General features: G+C 65.2%; 16 protein-coding genes. 10 read left to right on the plus strand and 6 right to left on the minus strand.

What is annotated here, in order from left to right; all coding sequences use genetic code 11:
- Positions 1-159 precede the first annotated feature (159 nt).
- A complete protein-coding gene (locus tag N7333_RS11530) occupies positions 160-918 on the minus strand; it encodes a DeoR family transcriptional regulator (protein ID WP_003246065.1) in 759 nt (252 codons plus the stop codon).
- 94 nt (positions 919-1,012) lie between these two features.
- Here N7333_RS11530 and ybaK point away from each other — a divergent pair, with 94 nt between their 5' ends.
- The 3 genes from ybaK (at position 1,013) to N7333_RS11545 (ending at position 4,002) form a co-directional block, all read left to right on the plus strand.
- Positions 1,013-1,483, plus strand: coding sequence for a Cys-tRNA(Pro) deacylase (gene ybaK / locus N7333_RS11535; protein WP_129481688.1), 471 nt, complete (start codon positions 1,013-1,015; stop codon positions 1,481-1,483).
- Positions 1,484-1,539: 56 nt separating this feature from the next.
- A complete protein-coding gene (gene glpK / locus N7333_RS11540) occupies positions 1,540-3,027 on the plus strand; it encodes a glycerol kinase GlpK (protein WP_129481687.1) in 1,488 nt (495 codons plus the stop codon).
- Positions 3,028-3,195: 168 nt separating this feature from the next.
- Positions 3,196-4,002, plus strand: a complete 807-nt coding sequence (locus tag N7333_RS11545; RefSeq protein ID WP_129481686.1) for a PhzF family phenazine biosynthesis protein — start codon at positions 3,196-3,198, stop codon at positions 4,000-4,002.
- A gap of 1 nt (position 4,003) precedes the next feature.
- On the opposite strand, the gene N7333_RS11550 is transcribed toward N7333_RS11545, so the two are convergent.
- Both N7333_RS11550 and argF read right to left on the minus strand, forming a co-directional pair.
- Complete coding sequence (locus N7333_RS11550) at positions 4,004-5,110, minus strand: ABC transporter ATP-binding protein (protein WP_129481685.1); 1,107 nt, start codon at positions 5,108-5,110, stop codon at positions 4,004-4,006.
- The gene (gene argF / locus N7333_RS11555; RefSeq protein ID WP_129481684.1) at positions 5,107-6,027 is read right to left on the minus strand and encodes an ornithine carbamoyltransferase; all 921 of its coding nucleotides are present in this window, start codon (positions 6,025-6,027) and stop codon (positions 5,107-5,109) included. Before argF ends, N7333_RS11550 begins: the two co-directional genes overlap by 4 nt.
- Positions 6,028-6,362: 335 nt before the next feature.
- Between argF and N7333_RS11560 the strand changes: the two genes are divergently transcribed.
- The 3 genes from N7333_RS11560 to grxD all read left to right on the plus strand — a co-directional run bounded on the left by N7333_RS11560 (position 6,363) and on the right by grxD (position 9,499).
- The gene (locus N7333_RS11560) at positions 6,363-6,794 is read left to right on the plus strand and encodes a hypothetical protein (RefSeq protein WP_003246059.1); all 432 of its coding nucleotides are present in this window, start codon (positions 6,363-6,365) and stop codon (positions 6,792-6,794) included.
- A gap of 145 nt (positions 6,795-6,939) precedes the next feature.
- Entirely contained in the window at positions 6,940-9,048 is a 2,109-nt protein-coding gene (locus N7333_RS11565) for a molybdopterin oxidoreductase family protein (RefSeq protein ID WP_129481683.1), read from the plus strand.
- A gap of 124 nt (positions 9,049-9,172) precedes the next feature.
- Positions 9,173-9,499, plus strand: coding sequence for a Grx4 family monothiol glutaredoxin (gene grxD / locus N7333_RS11570; RefSeq protein WP_003246056.1), 327 nt, complete (start codon positions 9,173-9,175; stop codon positions 9,497-9,499).
- A gap of 111 nt (positions 9,500-9,610) precedes the next feature.
- Here grxD and N7333_RS11575 read toward each other — a convergent pair whose 3' ends face one another.
- From N7333_RS11575 to N7333_RS11585, 3 genes are read right to left on the minus strand one after another with little or no spacing between them, the layout of a single operon-like run.
- Complete coding sequence (locus N7333_RS11575; protein WP_003246055.1) at positions 9,611-9,949, minus strand: YdbL family protein; 339 nt, start codon at positions 9,947-9,949, stop codon at positions 9,611-9,613.
- A gap of 11 nt (positions 9,950-9,960) precedes the next feature.
- Positions 9,961-10,152, minus strand: a complete 192-nt coding sequence (locus tag N7333_RS11580; protein WP_003246054.1) for a YnbE family lipoprotein — start codon at positions 10,150-10,152, stop codon at positions 9,961-9,963.
- 4 nt (positions 10,153-10,156) lie between these two features.
- The gene (locus N7333_RS11585; RefSeq protein ID WP_129481682.1) at positions 10,157-12,712 is read right to left on the minus strand and encodes a YdbH domain-containing protein; all 2,556 of its coding nucleotides are present in this window, start codon (positions 12,710-12,712) and stop codon (positions 10,157-10,159) included.
- 132 nt (positions 12,713-12,844) lie between these two features.
- Between N7333_RS11585 and N7333_RS11590 the strand changes: the two genes are divergently transcribed.
- The 4 genes from N7333_RS11590 (at position 12,845) to rmuC (ending at position 16,410) form a co-directional block, all read left to right on the plus strand.
- Positions 12,845-13,216: an XRE family transcriptional regulator gene (locus tag N7333_RS11590; protein WP_096825801.1), complete on the plus strand. Its 372-nt coding sequence runs from the start codon at positions 12,845-12,847 to the stop codon at positions 13,214-13,216.
- Between the two features lie 235 nt (positions 13,217-13,451).
- On the plus strand, positions 13,452-14,204 hold the full coding sequence (locus N7333_RS11595; protein WP_129481681.1) for an RES family NAD+ phosphorylase: 753 nt from the start codon (positions 13,452-13,454) through the stop codon (positions 14,202-14,204).
- Positions 14,205-14,629: 425 nt separating this feature from the next.
- Complete coding sequence (locus N7333_RS11600) at positions 14,630-14,881, plus strand: sel1 repeat family protein (RefSeq protein WP_279858864.1); 252 nt, start codon at positions 14,630-14,632, stop codon at positions 14,879-14,881.
- 167 nt (positions 14,882-15,048) lie between these two features.
- Positions 15,049-16,410, plus strand: a complete 1,362-nt coding sequence (gene rmuC, locus N7333_RS11605) for a DNA recombination protein RmuC (protein WP_177491028.1) — start codon at positions 15,049-15,051, stop codon at positions 16,408-16,410.
- Positions 16,411-16,415: the final 5 nt, after the last annotated feature.

The following is a 16,415-nucleotide window of genomic DNA, read 5'->3' on the forward strand; positions in this document are numbered from 1 at the left end:
GTTCACTTTCGAAAATATGCTAGACGAAGATGCGCGACTTCGCTAGCCCGCTGCGCGATTGTGCGCCGAGTGGTCGTGGAGCGAGGGGAGGGCGGGTGCAGCCGGCCAGCGCGGGGCTGGCGATGGGCACCCGCGCTGCAGCAGCCGGCTTCGGCCTGATCAGACCAGGTCGAGCTGGACCTTGTGGCTGTGCAGCAGGCGGGCGATGGCGGGCGACGGTGCGCAGTCGGTGAACACGCGGTCGACCAGGGCGATGGAGCCCAGGCGGACCACGGCATTGCGACCGAACTTGCTGGAGTCGGCGGCGAGAAACACCTGGCGGGCGTTGTCGATGATGGCCTGGGAAACCCGCACTTCCTGATAGTCGAAGTCGAGCAGGCTGCCGTCCTCGTCGATGCCGCTGATGCCGACGATGGCGTAGTCGACCTTGAACTGCTGGATGAAATCCACCGCCGCCTGGCCGACGATGCCGCCGTCGCTGCGCACCGTGCCGCCGGCCACCAGCACCTCGAAGTCGGCCTTGGCGCTGAGCTGGGCGGCCACGTGCAGGTTGTTGGTGATGATCTTCAGACCCTTGTGGTTCTGCAGCTCGCGGGCGATGGCTTCGGTGGTGGTGCCGATGTTGATGAACAGCGAGGCATGATCGGGAATTTGCGCGGCCACGGCTTCGGCGATGCGCTGTTTTTCCTCGCGCATCTGCCCGGCCCGCATGCCGTAGGCGGTGTTCTGAATGCTCGAGGCCTCGCAGGCGGCGCCACCGTGGGTACGGCGCAGCAGGCCGTGCTCGGCCAGCTGATTGATGTCGCGACGTATGGTCTGTGGAGTGACGGCGAAGGCCTGGGCCAGTTCGTCGATGCTGACGTAGCCGCGCTCACGGGCGAGATTGAGGATGTCGTGTTGGCGAGGGGCCAGATTCATGATGGCTTCCTTTGGTGACGGACCATTATAGGCTGCCCAACCGGACGATTTCGGCTAATGTACGCTTTCTTTCAGCTTGTTTTCACATTCGAACATGACCCCAGCCATCGACCTGTTGAAGAAAGCCAAGGCCGTGCACCGGGTGCATAGCTATCAGCACGATCCCAAGGCCCCGTCCTATGGGCTGGAGGCGGCGGAGAAACTCGGCCTGGCACCTGCGCAGGTGTTCAAGACCCTGCTCGCCGCGACCGAGAAGGGCGAGCTGCTGGTGGCGGTGGTTCCGGTTGCCGGCAGTCTCGACCTCAAGGCGCTGGCGCTGGCCGCCGGAGCGAAGAAGGCGGACATGGCCGACCCGGCCGCGGCCCAGCGCGCCACCGGTTACCTGCTGGGCGGCATCAGCCCGCTGGGGCAGAAGAAGCGTCTGCGTACCTTCATCGACAGCTCGGCCCGCAACCATTCCAGCATCTACGTCAGCGCCGGGCGGCGCGGCCTGGAGGTGGAACTGGCGGCCGAGGTGCTGGCGAAGCTCACCCAGGCCGGTTTCGCCGAAATCGGTCGCCCATGACTTGAATCGCCTGCGTTCGCGCAGCGAACAGACGACATAACAACAAGGAAACGCGCATGTCCAAATACCTGCTAGCCATCGATCAGGGCACCACCAGTTCCCGTGCCATCATCTTCAGTGCCCAGGGCTTGCCGGTGGCGCGTGCCCAGCAGGAGTTCAAGCAGTACTTTCCGCAGGACGGCTGGGTCGAGCACGATGGCCAGGAAATCTGGCTGTCCACCCTCAAGGTCTGTCGCGAGGCCATCGCCAGCAGCGGCCTGCAGGCGGAGGCGATCGCTGCCATCGGCATCACCAATCAGCGTGAGACCACCCTGGTGTGGGATGCCGCCAGCGGCACCCCCATTCACCCGGCCATCGTCTGGCAGGACCGCCGTACCGCCGATTATTGCGCCGGCCTCAAGGATGCAGGGCACGAGGCCATGGTGTCGGCCAAGACCGGTCTGCTGATCGACCCCTATTTCTCCGCCACCAAGCTGCGCTGGATCCTGGAAAACGTACCCGGCGCCCGCGAGCGTGCGCAGCGCGGCGAGCTGCGCTTCGGTACGGTGGACAGCTTCCTGTTGTGGCGCCTGACCGGTGGCAAGGTGCATCGTACCGATGCCAGCAATGCCTCGCGCACGCTGATGTTCAACATCCACACCCAGCAATGGGATCAGGACTTGCTCGAGCTGTTCGACATCCCTGCCAGCCTGTTGCCCGAGGTGCTCGATTGCGCGGCCGAGTTCGGTCATGCCGAAGCCGAGCTGCTCGGTGCCAGTATTCCGGTGCTGGGCATGGCCGGCGATCAGCAGGCGGCGCTGATCGGTCAGGCCTGCTTCGAGCCCGGCATGGTCAAGAGCACCTATGGCACCGGCTGTTTCATGATCCAGAACACCGGCGATCAGCCGGTGAGCTCGAAGAATCGCCTGCTGACCACCGTCGGCTATCGCCTGGGTGGCAAGGTCACCTACGCCGTGGAGGGCAGCATCTTCGTCGCCGGGGCGGCGGTGCAGTGGCTGCGCGACGGCATCAAGCTGATCAGCCATGCGCGTGACAGCGAGGCGCTGGCCGAGGCCACCGGCGAGGCCTGTGGCGTCTACCTGGTACCGGCCTTCACCGGCCTGGGCGCGCCGTACTGGGACCCCAAGGCGCGCGGCGCGATCTTCGGCCTGACCCGCGATACCGGGATCAAGGAGATCGTCACCGCCGGCCTGCAGTCGGTGTGCTACCAGACCCGCGACCTGCTCGAGGCCATGCGTCAGGACGGCGCCGCGGCGCCCAGCGCGCTGCGGGTGGACGGCGGCATGGTGGAGAACAACTGGGTCATGCAGTTTCTCGCCGACATCCTCGGGGTCAGCGTCGAGCGCCCCGAGGTCACCGAGACCACGGCGCTGGGGGTTGCCTATCTGGCCGGCCTGCAACTGGGGCTCTATCCCGATCTGAAGGCCATTGCCAGTCACTGGCATCGCCAGCATCGCTTCGAGCCGCGGATGAGCGAGACGCACCGTGAGCGCCTCTATGCCGGTTGGCTGGATGCGGTGAAGCGGGTGCGCAGCGAGGGCTGAGCGGCGTCGCAAGAGCGTGGGAGCGGCTGCAGATATGGAGCCTGGGCCGGCGCTGAGCAAGCCGCTTGTGCGGATGGCGCCCAGGGCATCTGGAAAACGGCAACTGTATCTGTTGCCGCTTACCTGGCGCAGGCATGCTGGCCGCTCTTGTCTGGTCAGGAACGCATCATGCCGCTCGAATTTCATCAAGTTGACGCCTTTACCGACCGTCCTTTCGCGGGCAACCCCGCCATGGTCTATCGCCTCGATGCCTGGCTCGACGATGCGCTGATGCAGCGCATCGCCGCCGAGCACAACCTGGCCGAGACGGCATTCGTGGTGAAGGAGGGCGAAGCCTGGCATATCCGCTGGTTCACGCCGGCCAGCGAGGTGCCGCTGTGTGGCCATGCGACGCTGGCCAGCGCCAAGGTACTGTTCGATCTCTATCAGGAAGCGGGTGAGGTGCTGCTGTTCACCTGCCTGTCCGGCGAGCTGCGTGTGACCCGCCAGGGCGAGCGGCTGGAGCTGGATTTCCCGCTGCGCCCGGTGGTGCCGGCGCCGGCATCGCTGCATGCCCAGGTCGACCGTGCGCTAGGTCTGGCGGCGCAGGACGTGCTGACCTTGCTCAACGCCGATGGCAGCGTGCAGGAGTTGATGGTGGTGCTCGCCAGCGAGGCGCAGGTGCGGGGCTTCGCTCCCCATCTGCCGGCGCTGGCCGAGCTGCCGGGGCTGGGCGTGCTGATCACGGCGCCCGGCGAGCGGCATGATTTCGTCTCGCGCTACTTTGCGCCGAGCATCGGCATCGATGAGGACCCGGTCACCGGCTCCACCCACTGCATGCTCATGCCTTACTGGGCAGAACGCCTGGAGCGCAGCGAACTGAGCGCCTTTCAGTGCTCGGCGCGCGGTGGCGAGCTGCTCTGTCGCCTGGAGGGGGAGCGGGTCAAGATCGCCGGCCATGCGCGGCACATCGCCTCTGGCCGGCTGATGCTCTGATTCAGTTGCTGCTGACCCGGCGCACGCCGCCGGAGTCGGTCAGCTGCAACTGCGCCGCCACGCTGCCCAGAGCCGGGAAGGCCACCAGGTGATCGGCGGCGATGCGGATGCCCACTTCGTCACCCGGCAGGTGGTCGGCATGGCTGGGGAAGATCGATTCCAGCTGGCTGCCGGTGGGCAGCTGCAGGCGATAGAGAGTGGCGGCGCCGAGGAAGGTCTTGCCGACGATGCGCGCCTTCAGCCCGCTGCTCTCATCCGGGACGATGTCGTCCGGGCGCAACAGCACGTCCACCGCGCTGCCCTGTGCCCAGGTATAGGCACGGTTGCCGCGAATCACCCCCAGCTCGGTCTGCACCGTATCCGGGCTGAGCAACTGGCCGCGAATGAAGTAGCCCTGGCCGATGAAACTGGCGACGAAGGGGGTGAGCGGCTCGTGGTACAGATTGAACGGCGTATCCCACTGCTCCAGGCGGCCCTGATTGAAGACGCCGACGTGATCGCTGACGGCGAAAGCCTCTTCCTGATCGTGGGTGACCAGAATGGCGCTGGTGCCGCGCGCCTTGAGAATCTCGCGCACCTCATGACTGAGGCGTCGACGCAACTCGCCATCGAGGTTGGAAAAGGGCTCGTCGAGCAGCAGCAGCTGTGGTTCCGGCGCCAGGGCGCGGGCCAGGGCGACACGCTGTTGCTGCCCGCCGGACAGCTCGTGCGGATAGCGTTTGGCCAGGTGACCGAGCTTGACCAGCTCCAGCAGCTCCTGGGTTACGCGCTCGGCGTCGGGTTGTTTGCGAATGCCGAAGGCGATGTTCTCGGCCACGCTCAGGTGGGGAAACAGGGCGTAGTCCTGAAACACCATGCCGATGTGGCGTTTCTCCGGAGCCAGGGTAAAACCGGCGCGGGAAATCACTTCGCCTGCCAGTTCGATCTCGCCTTCGAGCACCGGCTCGAAACCGGCGATGGCGCGCAGCGTGGTGGTCTTGCCGCAGCCGGAGGGGCCGAGCAGGCAGCCGATGTCACCTGCGTTCAGATGCAGATCGAGGTCCTGCACCACCTTGTGCGCGTGGTAGCCGCAATTCAGCCCGCGCAGTTGCAGCAACGGTTCGCTCATGCGTGGTGATACGCCGGTTCGACCAGCATTTCCAGCAGCGCCTTCTGCGCGTGCAGGCGATTTTCGGCCTGATCCCAGGCTACCGAGCGTGGGTCGTCGAGCAGATCGACGCTGATTTCCTCTCCGCGGTGGGCCGGCAGGCAGTGCATGAACAGCACGTCCTCGGCCGCGCGGTCGAGCAGTTGCGGGGTTACCTGGTAGGGGCGGAACAGCGCCATGCGCTGTGCGGCCTCGTCTTCCTGGCCCATTGAGGCCCAGACGTCGGTGCTCACCAGGTGGGCGCCGGCCACCGCCTCGCGCGGGTCGCGCAGCACCTGCACGCGCTCGCCGGCCTGGGCGAGGAAACGTGCGTCCGGCTCGTAGCCTGCGGGGCAGGCGACCTTGAGCTGGAAGTCGAACTGCATCGCCGCTTCGATGTAGGAGTTGCACATGTTGTTGCCGTCGCCGATCCAGGCCACGGTCTTGCCGGCGATGCTGCCACGGTGTTCGAGGAAGGTCTGCATGTCGGCCAGCAACTGGCAGGGGTGCAGGTCGTCGGACAGGCCGTTGATCACCGGCACTCGGGACTTGGCGGCGAATTCGGTGAGGTTGCTGTGGGCGAAGGTACGGATCATCACGGCGTCGAGCATGCTCGACATGACGATGGCGGCGTCGCCGATCGGCTCGCCGCGGCCCAGCTGGGTATCGCGCGGCGAGAGGAAGATGGCCTGGCCGCCGAGCTGGATCATGCCGGCTTCGAACGACAGGCGGGTGCGGGTCGAGGCCTTCTCGAAGATCATGCCCAGCACGCGGTTCTTCAGCGGTTCGAACAGCACACCGCGATTGCGCAGGTCCTTCAGCTCGATGCCTCGGCGGATCAGCCCCACCAGTTCGTCCGGTGTGTAATCCATCATCGAGAGAAAGTGTCTGACGCTCATCGTTAACTACCTTTATCACTACAGTTCGCAAGCCCGAGGCGAATGCAAAAAAACGGGAAAACGGCAGGGCTTGCGGCAGAGGCCGCAGGGTGCGACGAAACAGGGGAAGGCGCGATCTTATAAGGAAATGACGAGAAGGCGCAAATTGCCGCCCTCGAACCGGCAAATGGATGTTTTGTAAGTCTTTTCGCAAAGCTGCGTGCGAAATGTCACAAAACTGACATCATTGCTTGCGCCGCTCTGGAACGGGCCTCTAGGATGCCGCCGCCTTTCCTAGGCAATGCATTGCCCCGCAACGGGGACATCCATGGAATATATGTGCAAAGGAGTTTTGCATGAAACACGTAGCCTACGCCGCCGCTTTCTCCGCTCTCGCCCTGCTGACTGGCTGTGCCAGCCAGAACGTTAGCCAGCCGACCGTTCCGCTGAACGGCACCGTGCAGACCAACCTGAAGGCCGACGTGAAAGTGGGCGAGCCCATCTCCGGTCAATCTTCGGTGAACATCCTGTTCGGTGTGTTCAAGCTGGGCGGTGATACCCAGTTCGCCGATGGCGTGACCTACGGTGGTGGCGAGGGTGGTTTCGCGCTGGGTCTCGACCCGGTTGCTTCCGCCAAGTCCGCAGCTGCCTACAAGGCAGTCAAGGCCTCGGGTGCCGACGTGATCGTCGCCCCGCGTTACGAAGTGAACGTTCAGGATTACTTCGTGTACAAGACCGTGAGCGTCAGCGTTACCGGCAACAAGGGCACCGTGACCTCCATCCGTTAATTCGGATCGTTGCGACCCTGAATCGGCAGGCATGATGCCTGCCGATTCATGAGACGAACGCTGCTGGCGTCGTCCCCTTGCCCGGCCCATAGTTCGAAGTCTGCGACCTGACCGGTCGTCTCGCATCAGAACAAGAGGCCAGGCCATGACCAAGTCCCTCCATTACCGTGCATGCCATCTGTGCGAAGCCATCTGCGGCCTCGCCATCGAAACCGAGCTCCAGCCTGACGGCAGCACGCAGATCCGCTCGATCAAGGGCGACCCCCAGGACAGCTTCAGCCGCGGCCATATCTGCCCCAAGGCGGTGGCGCTGCAGGACATCCAGAACGACCCCGACCGCATTCGCCAGCCCATGCGCCGCAGCGGCGAGCAGTGGCAGGCCATCGCCTGGGACGAGGCCTTCGAGCTGGTCGCCGAGCGCCTCAGCGCGATCCGCGCCGAGCACGGGCAGAACGCCGTGGCCGTGTACCAGGGCAACCCCAGCGTGCACAACTACGGGCTGATGACCCACAGCAACTACTTCCTCGGCCTGCTGAAGACGCGCAACCGTTTCTCGGCCACCTCGGTCGACCAGCTGCCGCATCACCTGACCAGCCATTTGATGTACGGCCACGGCCTGCTGATCCCGATTCCGGACATCGACCACACCGACTTCATGCTGATTCTCGGCGGCAACCCGCTGGCCTCCAACGGCAGCATCATGACCGTGCCGGATGTGGAGAAGCGCCTGAAGGCCATCCAGGCCCGTGGCGGCAAGCTGGTGGTGGTCGACCCGCGGCGCAGCGAGACTGCCGCCATCGCCGATCAGCACCTGTTCGTGCGTCCCGGCAGCGATGCCGCGCTGCTGCTGGCGCTGCTCAATACCCTGTTCGAGGAAGGCCTGACCCGTGGCAGCCATCTGCCGGTGGAGGGGCTTGAGCAGGTGCGCGCGGCCATCGCCGAATTTACGGCCGAAGCCATGAGCGCTCGCTGTGGCGTACCGGCTGCCACCATTCGCCAGCTGGCGCGGGACTTCGCCGCGGCGGACAAGGCGGTCTGCTATGGGCGCATGGGCGTTTCCACCCAGACCTTCGGTACCCTCTGCCAATGGCTGGTGCAGCTGATCAACCTGGTTACCGGCAACCTCGATCGGGTCGGCGGGGCACTCTGCACCATGCCCGCGGTGGACCTGGTGGCGAGCACCTCGGGCGGGCATTTCAATCGCTGGCAGAGCCGGGTGTCCGGGTTGCCGGAATACGGCGGTGAGCTGCCGGTCTCGGCGTTGGCCGAAGAGATGCTCACCCCCGGCGAGGGGCAGATCCGCGCGCTGGTCACGGTGGCCGGCAATCCGGTGCTGTCCACCCCCAATGGTCGCCAGCTGGAGCAGGCGCTGCAGGGGCTGGACTTCATGCTCTCGGTGGATTTCTACATCAACGAGACCACCCGTTACGCCGACCTGATCCTGCCGCCGACCGCGCCGCTGGAACACGATCACTACGACACCACCTTCAACGTCTTCGCGGTGCGCAACGTCACCCGCTTCAACGAGGCGATCCTGGCCAAGCCGGAAGGTGCGCTGCACGACTGGGAAATCTTCGTCGGCCTGGCCCAGGCCTTTGCCGCGCGCAATGGCCTGGAGCTGAAGCCGACCCTGGCACCGGAGCAGATGATCGACATGGGGCTGCGCTTCGGCCCCTATGGGGATCGCAGCGAGCGCAAGCTCAGCCTGGCAGCGCTGCGCGATCACCCGCACGGGCTCGACCTAGGGCCCTTGCAGGCGAACCTGGCGGCGCGGCTGAAGACCGCTTCGAAGGCCGTCGAGGCGGCTCCCGAACTGCTGCTGGGCGACCTCGCACGCTTCGCCGCGCAGGTGCCGCCAGCGGCGGACGAACTGCTGCTGATTGGCCGACGCCACGTGCGCAGCAACAATTCCTGGATGCACAACTACCACCGCCTGGTGAAGGGCAAGCCGCGTCACCAGCTGCTGATGAATCCGTCCGACCTGGCCAGTCGTGGCCTGGTCGACGGCCAGCGCGTGCAGGTGCGCTCGCGGGTTGGCAGCATCGAGGTGGAGGTGGCGGCCAGCGACGAGGTGATGGCCGGCGTGGTCAGCCTGCCGCACGGCTGGGGGCATGCGCGCCCCGGCGTGCAGATGGCTATTGCCAGCGAGCAGCCGGGCGCCAGTGCCAACGACCTGACCGACGAGCGCCGCCTCGATGCGTTGTCCGGCAATGCGGTGCTCAATGGCGTGCCGGTCGAGGTGGTGGCCGCATAGCTGCGATCCGGGGTCGTATCAAGGCAAGGGAGCGACGGCAAGGCCGAGCATTGTGCTCGGCTTTTCGCTACAATCGCGCCACCGTGGCGACCGTCGGGTCGCGAAGTCTATGCTGAGGTGCCCAATGGATATCATCGAAACCATCAAAGAGCAGATCGCCAACAACACCGTTCTGCTGTACATGAAAGGCTCGCCCAACGCGCCGCAGTGTGGCTTCTCCGCCCGTGCCGCCCAGGTGGTGATGGGTTGTGGCGAGAAGTTCGCCTATGTCGACATCCTGCAGAATCCGGAAATCCGCGCCAACCTGCCGAAGTACGCCAACTGGCCGACTTTCCCGCAGCTGTGGGTGGCCGGCGAGCTGGTCGGCGGCAGCGACATCCTCACCGAGATGTACGAGAAGGGCGAGCTGCAGACCCTGATCAAGGATGCCGTGAGCAAAGCCGGCGCCTGATCGCTGCCTTCGCAAAAAAGAACCCGCCTAGGCGGGTTCTTTCGTTTCTGCGCCTAATAAAGCCGACGGGCGCCGGTGCGCACGGCCTGGGCGGCACCGCGATACCCTAAGTCACTTCTGCAGCCACTGGCCATTGAGCTGGATGAACTGTCCCTTCGGCGTGCGCTCGATGGCCTTCTTGCCGGCGATGGCTTCGACATCGCTCAGGCTGATTCCGTTGTCCTGCGCCACCTTCTGATACTCGGCACGGCGCGCCTGGTTGATCAGGCGGGCGATTTCCTCGGCCTGGCCACCGGGCTTGACCACGCCGAGGTAGCCGTTGGGTTGCTCGCCCAGCTGCCCGCTGCTCTTGGCCTCGCCGAGTGCGCTCATGGCCTGGTTGAGGTTCAGTGCGTAGGCCGGCAGGCTCAGGCTCAATGCCAGCAACAGGGTCGAAATGTAACGGATCATCGCCTTTCTCCTTAGAACAGACCGCTGCCTTCGCTAAATACGCTGTCCAGAGCCTTGTCCACTTTGATGTAGATTTCGTGCTCGACCTTGACGTTCAGGTTGATGTTGATCGGCTCGTTGGGCATGGCCAGTTGTACCGTCGGGGTACAGGCCAGGCACAGCAGCCCCAGGCTCAGGACTGCGAGGAGGCGGTACGTGCGCATGGCGCTACTCCTTTGATTCTTGGGGGACACGCTGGCGCATCCATTGCTGAATCCGTTGCTGGATGATGCCACTGACCTTGTCGGTCAGCTGCAGACTGGCCAGCAGGGCCGGAACGTCTTCTTCCAGGTTGATGTTGAAGTGGATGGGCCGGCCCTTCTCGATGGCCGGGTTCTGTCCATGCAGACGCATGCCCAAGCGCAGTGTGCCGGACTGATCATAGTCGACGCTACTGCTGAGCAGATCGTAGTGGAAGTCCTCCAGTGCGTCGGTGACCAGTTTCATGCCGGGGTTGGCCTGGCCCATGGCGCGAATGCGCGGCGACTGAAAGCGCAGTCGCCCTCCCGGCGGCCTGGCTTCGATCAGGCCCTGCTCGATGCTGATGGCGTCGCCCAGGCGCAGCGGCAGGGTGCCGTCGATCAGCCCATTGCCGGACAGGCCTTCGGCCGGGTAGACGCGAAACAGCTCTTGCAGATCCAGGCCGCTGAGGCGCAGGGGCAGCAACTGGCTGGGCTGTGCCAGTGCCCAGGTTGCCGGTGCCAGGCTCAGGCTGCCGCCGAGCACGCCCAGCTCGGCGCGCTGGTGTGTCAGGTTGCCGGCCAGCGGCCGCTGCAGGCTGGCTTGGTAGCTGGCCTGCAGTTGCAGGGGGCCGAGTTCGATGCCGGGATCGAGCTGGCGGGCACTCAGTTGCGGCAGGTCGAGGCGCAGTCGATCGCCGGCCAGTTGCAGGCGCAGTTCGGCATCGACACCGTTCAGGGTGGTGCGGTCATAGACGCCGGCCAGACCCTTGCCGGTCAGACTGGCCTTGAGCTGCAGGGGCTTGCCGCTGGGCAGTTGCAACTGCGCCTCGGCCTGCACGCGGCCATTGTCCAGCGACAGCAATGGCGGCCAGGCGGCCAGGGTCTGTGCCAACGGGTTGCCGGCACGCAGGAACAGCTCGTCGAGGGTGGCATTGAGCTTCAGTGCATTGGTCGTGTTGTTCAGGCGCAGGGCCGCGCTCAGGCCCGAATCGGCCAGCAGGGCGCCGTCGAGGGACTGACGGGCGCTGTTCGCGTCGATCCGTCCCTGCCATTGCCAGCCCTGTGTCTGCAATTGCGGGTGCTGCAGGCGTTGGATGCGGATGCCCAGCGGGCCGGAGAGAGTCGGTGCGCTCGGGGTGCCGCCCAGTTCAGTGCCGGCCAGTGTCGCCTGAGCCTGCTGCAGGTCCAGCTCGGCGCTGCGCAGGCGCTGGACGTCGAGGCGGGACTTGCCTGTTAGGCCAAGCTGCCACTGCTGCGCCGTGACGCTGCCCTTGAGGGCGAGATTCAGGCGCAGGTCATCGAGACGACTGTCGGTCAGGTCCAGGCGTTTGCTGCGGGCTTGCAACTGCAGCTGTCGAACTTCCACCGCCCAGGCGGGGGATTGGCGCAGGCCAAGCTCGGCATCGGCCTGCAGTTCCAGCGGACCTTGCCCGCTGACTTTCAGTCGCAGGGCCAGCTCCTCGTCGGTAGCGTCGTCCAGTGGGGCGAAGTGCAACTGCAATCGCTGCGGTCGCAGGCCGCTCGGCAGCGACGCCAGCCAGGGTGCATCCTGAGCGTCGAGCTGCAGCTGGCCGTCCAGGCGGCGGGCCTGCCACTGGCCCATGGCGTTGCGCAGGTCGAGCGCCAGCTCGCCGCTGACCAGGCCGACGCCGGGAAGCGGCCAGGGCTGCGGCAGCTGCGCATCGACTCGCAGCCATCCGGGCGTGGCGAGCAGCGCGCTGAATGCCAGGGTTTCCTGCGGCACCTGCAGCTGCCACTGGGCGTTCACGCCTGCCTGCCGGGGCGTGTCAGGCAGGGCGGCGGTGTCGAGCTGCGTCCATTCGCTCAGCCAGTCGACGAGCCAGGCCGTATCCGGTAATGCAGCGATCTCCAGGTTGCCGCTCCATTGCAGGGCAGCGGCCTGAGGCTGCAGGTCGCTGTGCAGGGTGATCTGCGGTTGGTCGTCGAGCAGCAGGTTCAGCTGCGCCTGGCGCGGGCTGTCCGGCGCACTGCCGAGCCCCTGCAACTGCGCACTCAACTGCGCCTGGTGCGTGTCGCGCAGGAGCAGGGCGCGCAGCTGCAGCTCATCGTCCAGCAGCTGCAATTCGAGGTCGCCCTGCAGTGTGCAGCGGCCGCTGTGACAGGGCAGCTGCGCCTGGGCGTCGTGCACCTCGATTCGTCGCGGTAGCCATGGCAGGGTCTGGGTCAGACTCTGGAGGACACCGGCCGGATCGTTTGCGCTCAGGCTTTCGGGTTCTGTCTGCTCAGGCCGCCAGAACAGCCGCACATCCTGCGCAGTCAGGCGGTAGCGAGGCGCTTCGCTGGCCAGCCAGTAGAGGCGCACCTGCCCGGCCTGCATCTGCAGCTCACCGCTACGGCGCTGCACCAGGCTCACGCCTTGTAGCTGCAGGCCGCGCCAGGACAGGCTCAGGTGCTGCCAGTCCAGTTCGATGTGCTGCTCCTCGAGCAGTTGCTGCATGCGGTAGCCGGCATAGCAGACCAGTAGCGACAGCAGCGCCAGTGTCGCGACGCAGATGCTCAGCCAGAAACGCTGGCGGCTCATGAGTTTTCCTTGCTCGATGCGGTCCATCGGACGGTACCCCATGCCCGAGTGAGTGCCAAGCGACTTTCCGTGCTATTGTGTGTTTACAGCTTTTGATGTTTATTTTGTTGTGAACAAGCGAAGGAGGAAGTGATGAGCGCGGTGACTCACTGTCAACCCGACGCCGATGCGGTGCTGGCCAAGGCGCTGCTCAATACCCGCGAGCAACTGGGGTTGACCCAACAGGAACTGGCGGACATCGTCGGCGTCCATCGCAGTGCCATCGGGCGCTGGGGCGAGCAGGGCGGTTTGCGTCCGCAGAGCAAGACCGGTGAACTGGCGTTGTTGCTGATCCGGGTCTACCGAGCCCTGTTCGCCCTGTTCGGCGGCAATCAGCAGGACATGCGCCATTTTCTGCGTACCGAGAACCGCCATCTGGCTGGCGTGCCGCTGCAGCAGATGACTCAGGTGCAGGGCTTGGTGCGCGTCGTCGAGTATCTCGACGCCATTCGCGGCAAGGTCTGAAAGCCAACAAGTCCTGCGGCATCGAGAACGGGCTCGGTAGGCTGCGTACGACCAGCGCAGTTCGTCCGAAGGGGTGATTGCCGTGGGTCAAGATGCTGTATAAAAATACAGTTTTTCGCGGCTCTGAGCATTGCTTGCCTGCTGTGATCAGCCGGAGGCTGTCACTAACCCAGCGCCTTGTACGGCTCCAGCGTCGCGATGCCTTGAGCAGGCTCTACCCTTGGGAGGTATCGCCATGGACATCTGGCAACTATGCGAAGGCGAACGGCAGGTTCGACCGTTGCGCGGCAAGCTGCTGCGCATGGTGGAGAGCCAGGCGCAAGTCGCCACCCTGCAACTGGTCGATACCCTGGCCGAGCAGGCTCTGCTGGAAGAGTTGCTCGAAGCCAGCAAGCCGCCGCTGCCGCAGGGCAGCGAGCCGCTGCACTATCTGCTGAAGACGCCGTTTCGCTATCCGCCGCTGCGCTGGGGCTCGCGCTTTGGCACGGTGCACGAACCCAGCCTGTTCTACGCGGCCTTGCGGTTGGAAACGGCGATGGCCGAGGCGGCCTACTATCGCTTCGTGCTGTGGAACGGCATGGTCAGTCCGCCGCCCAGCGGGCGCATCCTTTCCGAACATTCCACCTTCGAGGCGCGCTATCGGGTCGAGCGCGGCATTCAGCTGCAGCAGCCGCCATTCGACCTGCATCGCCAGTTGCTGGCCCATCCCAGCGATTACAGCGTGCCGCAAGGTTTGGGGGCGGCGATGCGAGCGGCCGGCATCGAGGCCTTCGAGTACCGCTCGGCGCGCTGCCCGGCCGGTGGCAGCAATGTTGCGCTGTACGTTCCCGGTGCGTTTGCGGAAAAGCGACCACGCAACCTGACCGCCTGGCTGTGCGAAACCACCGGCGAATACGTGGCCTTCAAGCATGCCCAGACCCCCGATCAGCCGCGGCTGTTTCGCTGGGAGCAGTTCCTGGTTCAAGGGCAGTTGCCGCAGCCCGCATGACCGCGTCGATGCCCCGAAACAGAGCGCTGCGCGGATCTGTCGCAGGGAGTTGTGCACAATGCTGATGCAGGCTGTCACATCACTGTCAGAAACAACGCTAAACGCTTGATTTTTCGTGGCTGATTTTTAAGTCAATGAAAAATATGCATTTTTTTCGTTGGTGAAAAAATCGACAGTTTGACTGAGAGCCCCGAAGCATCGGGGCTCACGTCCCTTTCGCCCAAGTTGTGCACGGAGTTATCCACAGCTTCTGTGGATTGTGCCGAGCGCTTGCTCTGGAACGCCAATGGTGGGTTTTGGCAAGTCTTTACCTCGGCAAAAAAAGGAGTAGAGTGGCGCGCCCCGGCAGTCACCCCTTCTTTTTTATGCCACGCGTTACACCCGCTACCACCTCGGCCCCCGACTCCAATGCCTCGCGTTTGCCCATGCGTGTCGCCCTCTGGCTGCTCGACAGCCCGCGCCTGGGGCGGACCCCCAGTGTCAAACGCATCGCCGGCAACCTGCTCAAGCAGCCCGCGCGCAAGGGCTGCGTGCAGGCGCAGAGCCGCCTGGGGCAATTGCTGTGCCGCGACTGCGGCAATCCGCGCGACCGCCGCATGGGCTTCGAACTGCTGCGCCAGGCGGCCAGGGCCGGTGACCGCGGCGCACAGCTGGAGCTGGAGCGTCTGGCGCGCTGACCCCACGGACGGGCTGGCTGGGTATACTGCCAGCGGTTCAACATGGAGTGTCTATGCCCGTCGACCCCCTATCCCTCGCCATTGGTGCCGCCGCGGCCCTTGTTCCGCTGCTGGCTGGTCTCTGGTCGCTGCAACGACGCGTCGCCCAGGCGCAGAGCGAGCAGGCGCTGCTGCAGGAGCGCCTGGAACACGCCCAACTGAGCCAGACAGGCTTGCTCGCTCAGCTCGACGCCTGCCGTGCCGAGCTGGCCGAGGTCAGCGAGATCAAGGTGGAGCAGCAGAGCGAACTGGCCGGCCTGCGGCGCGAGAACGAGCTGCTGCAGCAGGAGCGACAGATCGCCCGTGAGGCGGCGCAATCCTGGCATCAGCAGCGCGAACGCAACGAGGCCGAACTGCGCCGGCTGACCGCCGAATGCGCAGCGCTGGCCGCCGAGCTGCAGGAGCATCGCGATAATCAGCAGCAGCGCCTCGATGATCTGCAGGGCGCGCGCGACGAGTTGCGCGCGCAGTTCGCCGAGCTGGCGACGAAGATCTTCGACGAGCGCGAGCAGCGTTTCGCCGAAACCAGCCAGCAGCGTCTCGGCCAGTTGCTCGATCCGCTCAAGGAGCGCATCCAGGCCTTCGAGAAGCGCGTCGACGAGAGTTACCAGCAGGAGGCGCGCGAGCGTTTCTCCCTGGGCAAGGAGCTGGAGCGTCTGCAGCAGCTCAACCAGCGCCTGGGCGATGAAGCGACCAACCTGACCCGTGCGCTCAAGGGCCAGAAGACCCAGGGCAACTGGGGCGAGCTGGTGCTCGAAAGGGTGCTGGAGCATGCCGGCCTGGAAAAGGGTCGCGAGTATCACACCCAGGTCAGCCTCAAGGGGGAGGGCGGCGAGCGCTTCCAGCCCGATGTGCTGATCCGCCTGCCAGGCGAGAGACAGGTGATAGTCGATGCCAAGGTCAGCCTCAGCGCCTATCAGCAGTACGTCGCCGCCGTGGACGAGCCGCTCCGCCAGCAGGCGCTGAAGCAGCACCTGCTATCGCTGCGCAGTCACCTCAAGGGCCTGTCCGGCAAGGATTACCAGCGCCTGGAAGGCCTGCACAGCTTGGATTTCGTCCTGCTCTTCGTGCCCATCGAAGCGGCCTTCGCCGCAGCGCTGCAGGCCGAGCCCGACCTGTTTCAGGAAGCCTTCGAGCAGCAGGTGGTGATCGTCAGCCCGACCACCCTGCTGGCGACCCTGCGGGTGATCGACAGCCTCTGGCGTCAGGAGCGCCAGGGGCAGAACGCACGCGAAATCGCCGAGCGGGCCGGCCAGCTGTATGACAAGTTCGTCGCCTTCATCGCCGACCTCGATGAAATGGGCAGCCGCTTGCAGCAGCTGGACAAGGCGTACGCCAGCGCGCGCAACAAGCTGGTGGAGGGGCGCGGCAACCTGATCGGTCGTGCGGAGAATCTCAAGCTGCTTGGCGCCCGTGCCAGCAAGAGCCTGCCGACCGAGCTGCTCGAGCGCGCCGCCGACCTGCCGGCGCTGGACGAGCTGGGCGAGTAGCCGGC

Origin of the sequence: Pseudomonas sp. GD04158 (assembly GCF_029834875.1) — a bacterium.
GTDB classification, from domain to species: Bacteria; Pseudomonadota; Gammaproteobacteria; order Pseudomonadales; family Pseudomonadaceae; genus Aquipseudomonas; species Aquipseudomonas hydrolytica.

Coding starts and splice junctions, on each gene's coding strand:
- N7333_RS11530 (WP_003246065.1), bottom strand. CDS start 918: ATGAATCTGGCCCCTCGCCAACACGACATCCTCAATCTCGCCCGTGAG.
- ybaK (WP_129481688.1), top strand. CDS start 1,013: ATGACCCCAGCCATCGACCTGTTGAAGAAAGCCAAGGCCGTGCACCGG.
- glpK (WP_129481687.1), top strand. CDS start 1,540: ATGTCCAAATACCTGCTAGCCATCGATCAGGGCACCACCAGTTCCCGT.
- N7333_RS11545 (WP_129481686.1), top strand. CDS start 3,196: ATGCCGCTCGAATTTCATCAAGTTGACGCCTTTACCGACCGTCCTTTC.
- N7333_RS11550 (WP_129481685.1), bottom strand. CDS start 5,110: ATGAGCGAACCGTTGCTGCAACTGCGCGGGCTGAATTGCGGCTACCAC.
- argF (WP_129481684.1), bottom strand. CDS start 6,027: ATGAGCGTCAGACACTTTCTCTCGATGATGGATTACACACCGGACGAA.
- N7333_RS11560 (WP_003246059.1), top strand. CDS start 6,363: ATGAAACACGTAGCCTACGCCGCCGCTTTCTCCGCTCTCGCCCTGCTG.
- N7333_RS11565 (WP_129481683.1), top strand. CDS start 6,940: ATGACCAAGTCCCTCCATTACCGTGCATGCCATCTGTGCGAAGCCATC.
- grxD (WP_003246056.1), top strand. CDS start 9,173: ATGGATATCATCGAAACCATCAAAGAGCAGATCGCCAACAACACCGTT.
- N7333_RS11575 (WP_003246055.1), bottom strand. CDS start 9,949: ATGATCCGTTACATTTCGACCCTGTTGCTGGCATTGAGCCTGAGCCTG.
- N7333_RS11580 (WP_003246054.1), bottom strand. CDS start 10,152: ATGCGCACGTACCGCCTCCTCGCAGTCCTGAGCCTGGGGCTGCTGTGC.
- N7333_RS11585 (WP_129481682.1), bottom strand. CDS start 12,712: ATGAGCCGCCAGCGTTTCTGGCTGAGCATCTGCGTCGCGACACTGGCG.
- N7333_RS11590 (WP_096825801.1), top strand. CDS start 12,845: ATGAGCGCGGTGACTCACTGTCAACCCGACGCCGATGCGGTGCTGGCC.
- N7333_RS11595 (WP_129481681.1), top strand. CDS start 13,452: ATGGACATCTGGCAACTATGCGAAGGCGAACGGCAGGTTCGACCGTTG.
- N7333_RS11600 (WP_279858864.1), top strand. CDS start 14,630: ATGCGTGTCGCCCTCTGGCTGCTCGACAGCCCGCGCCTGGGGCGGACC.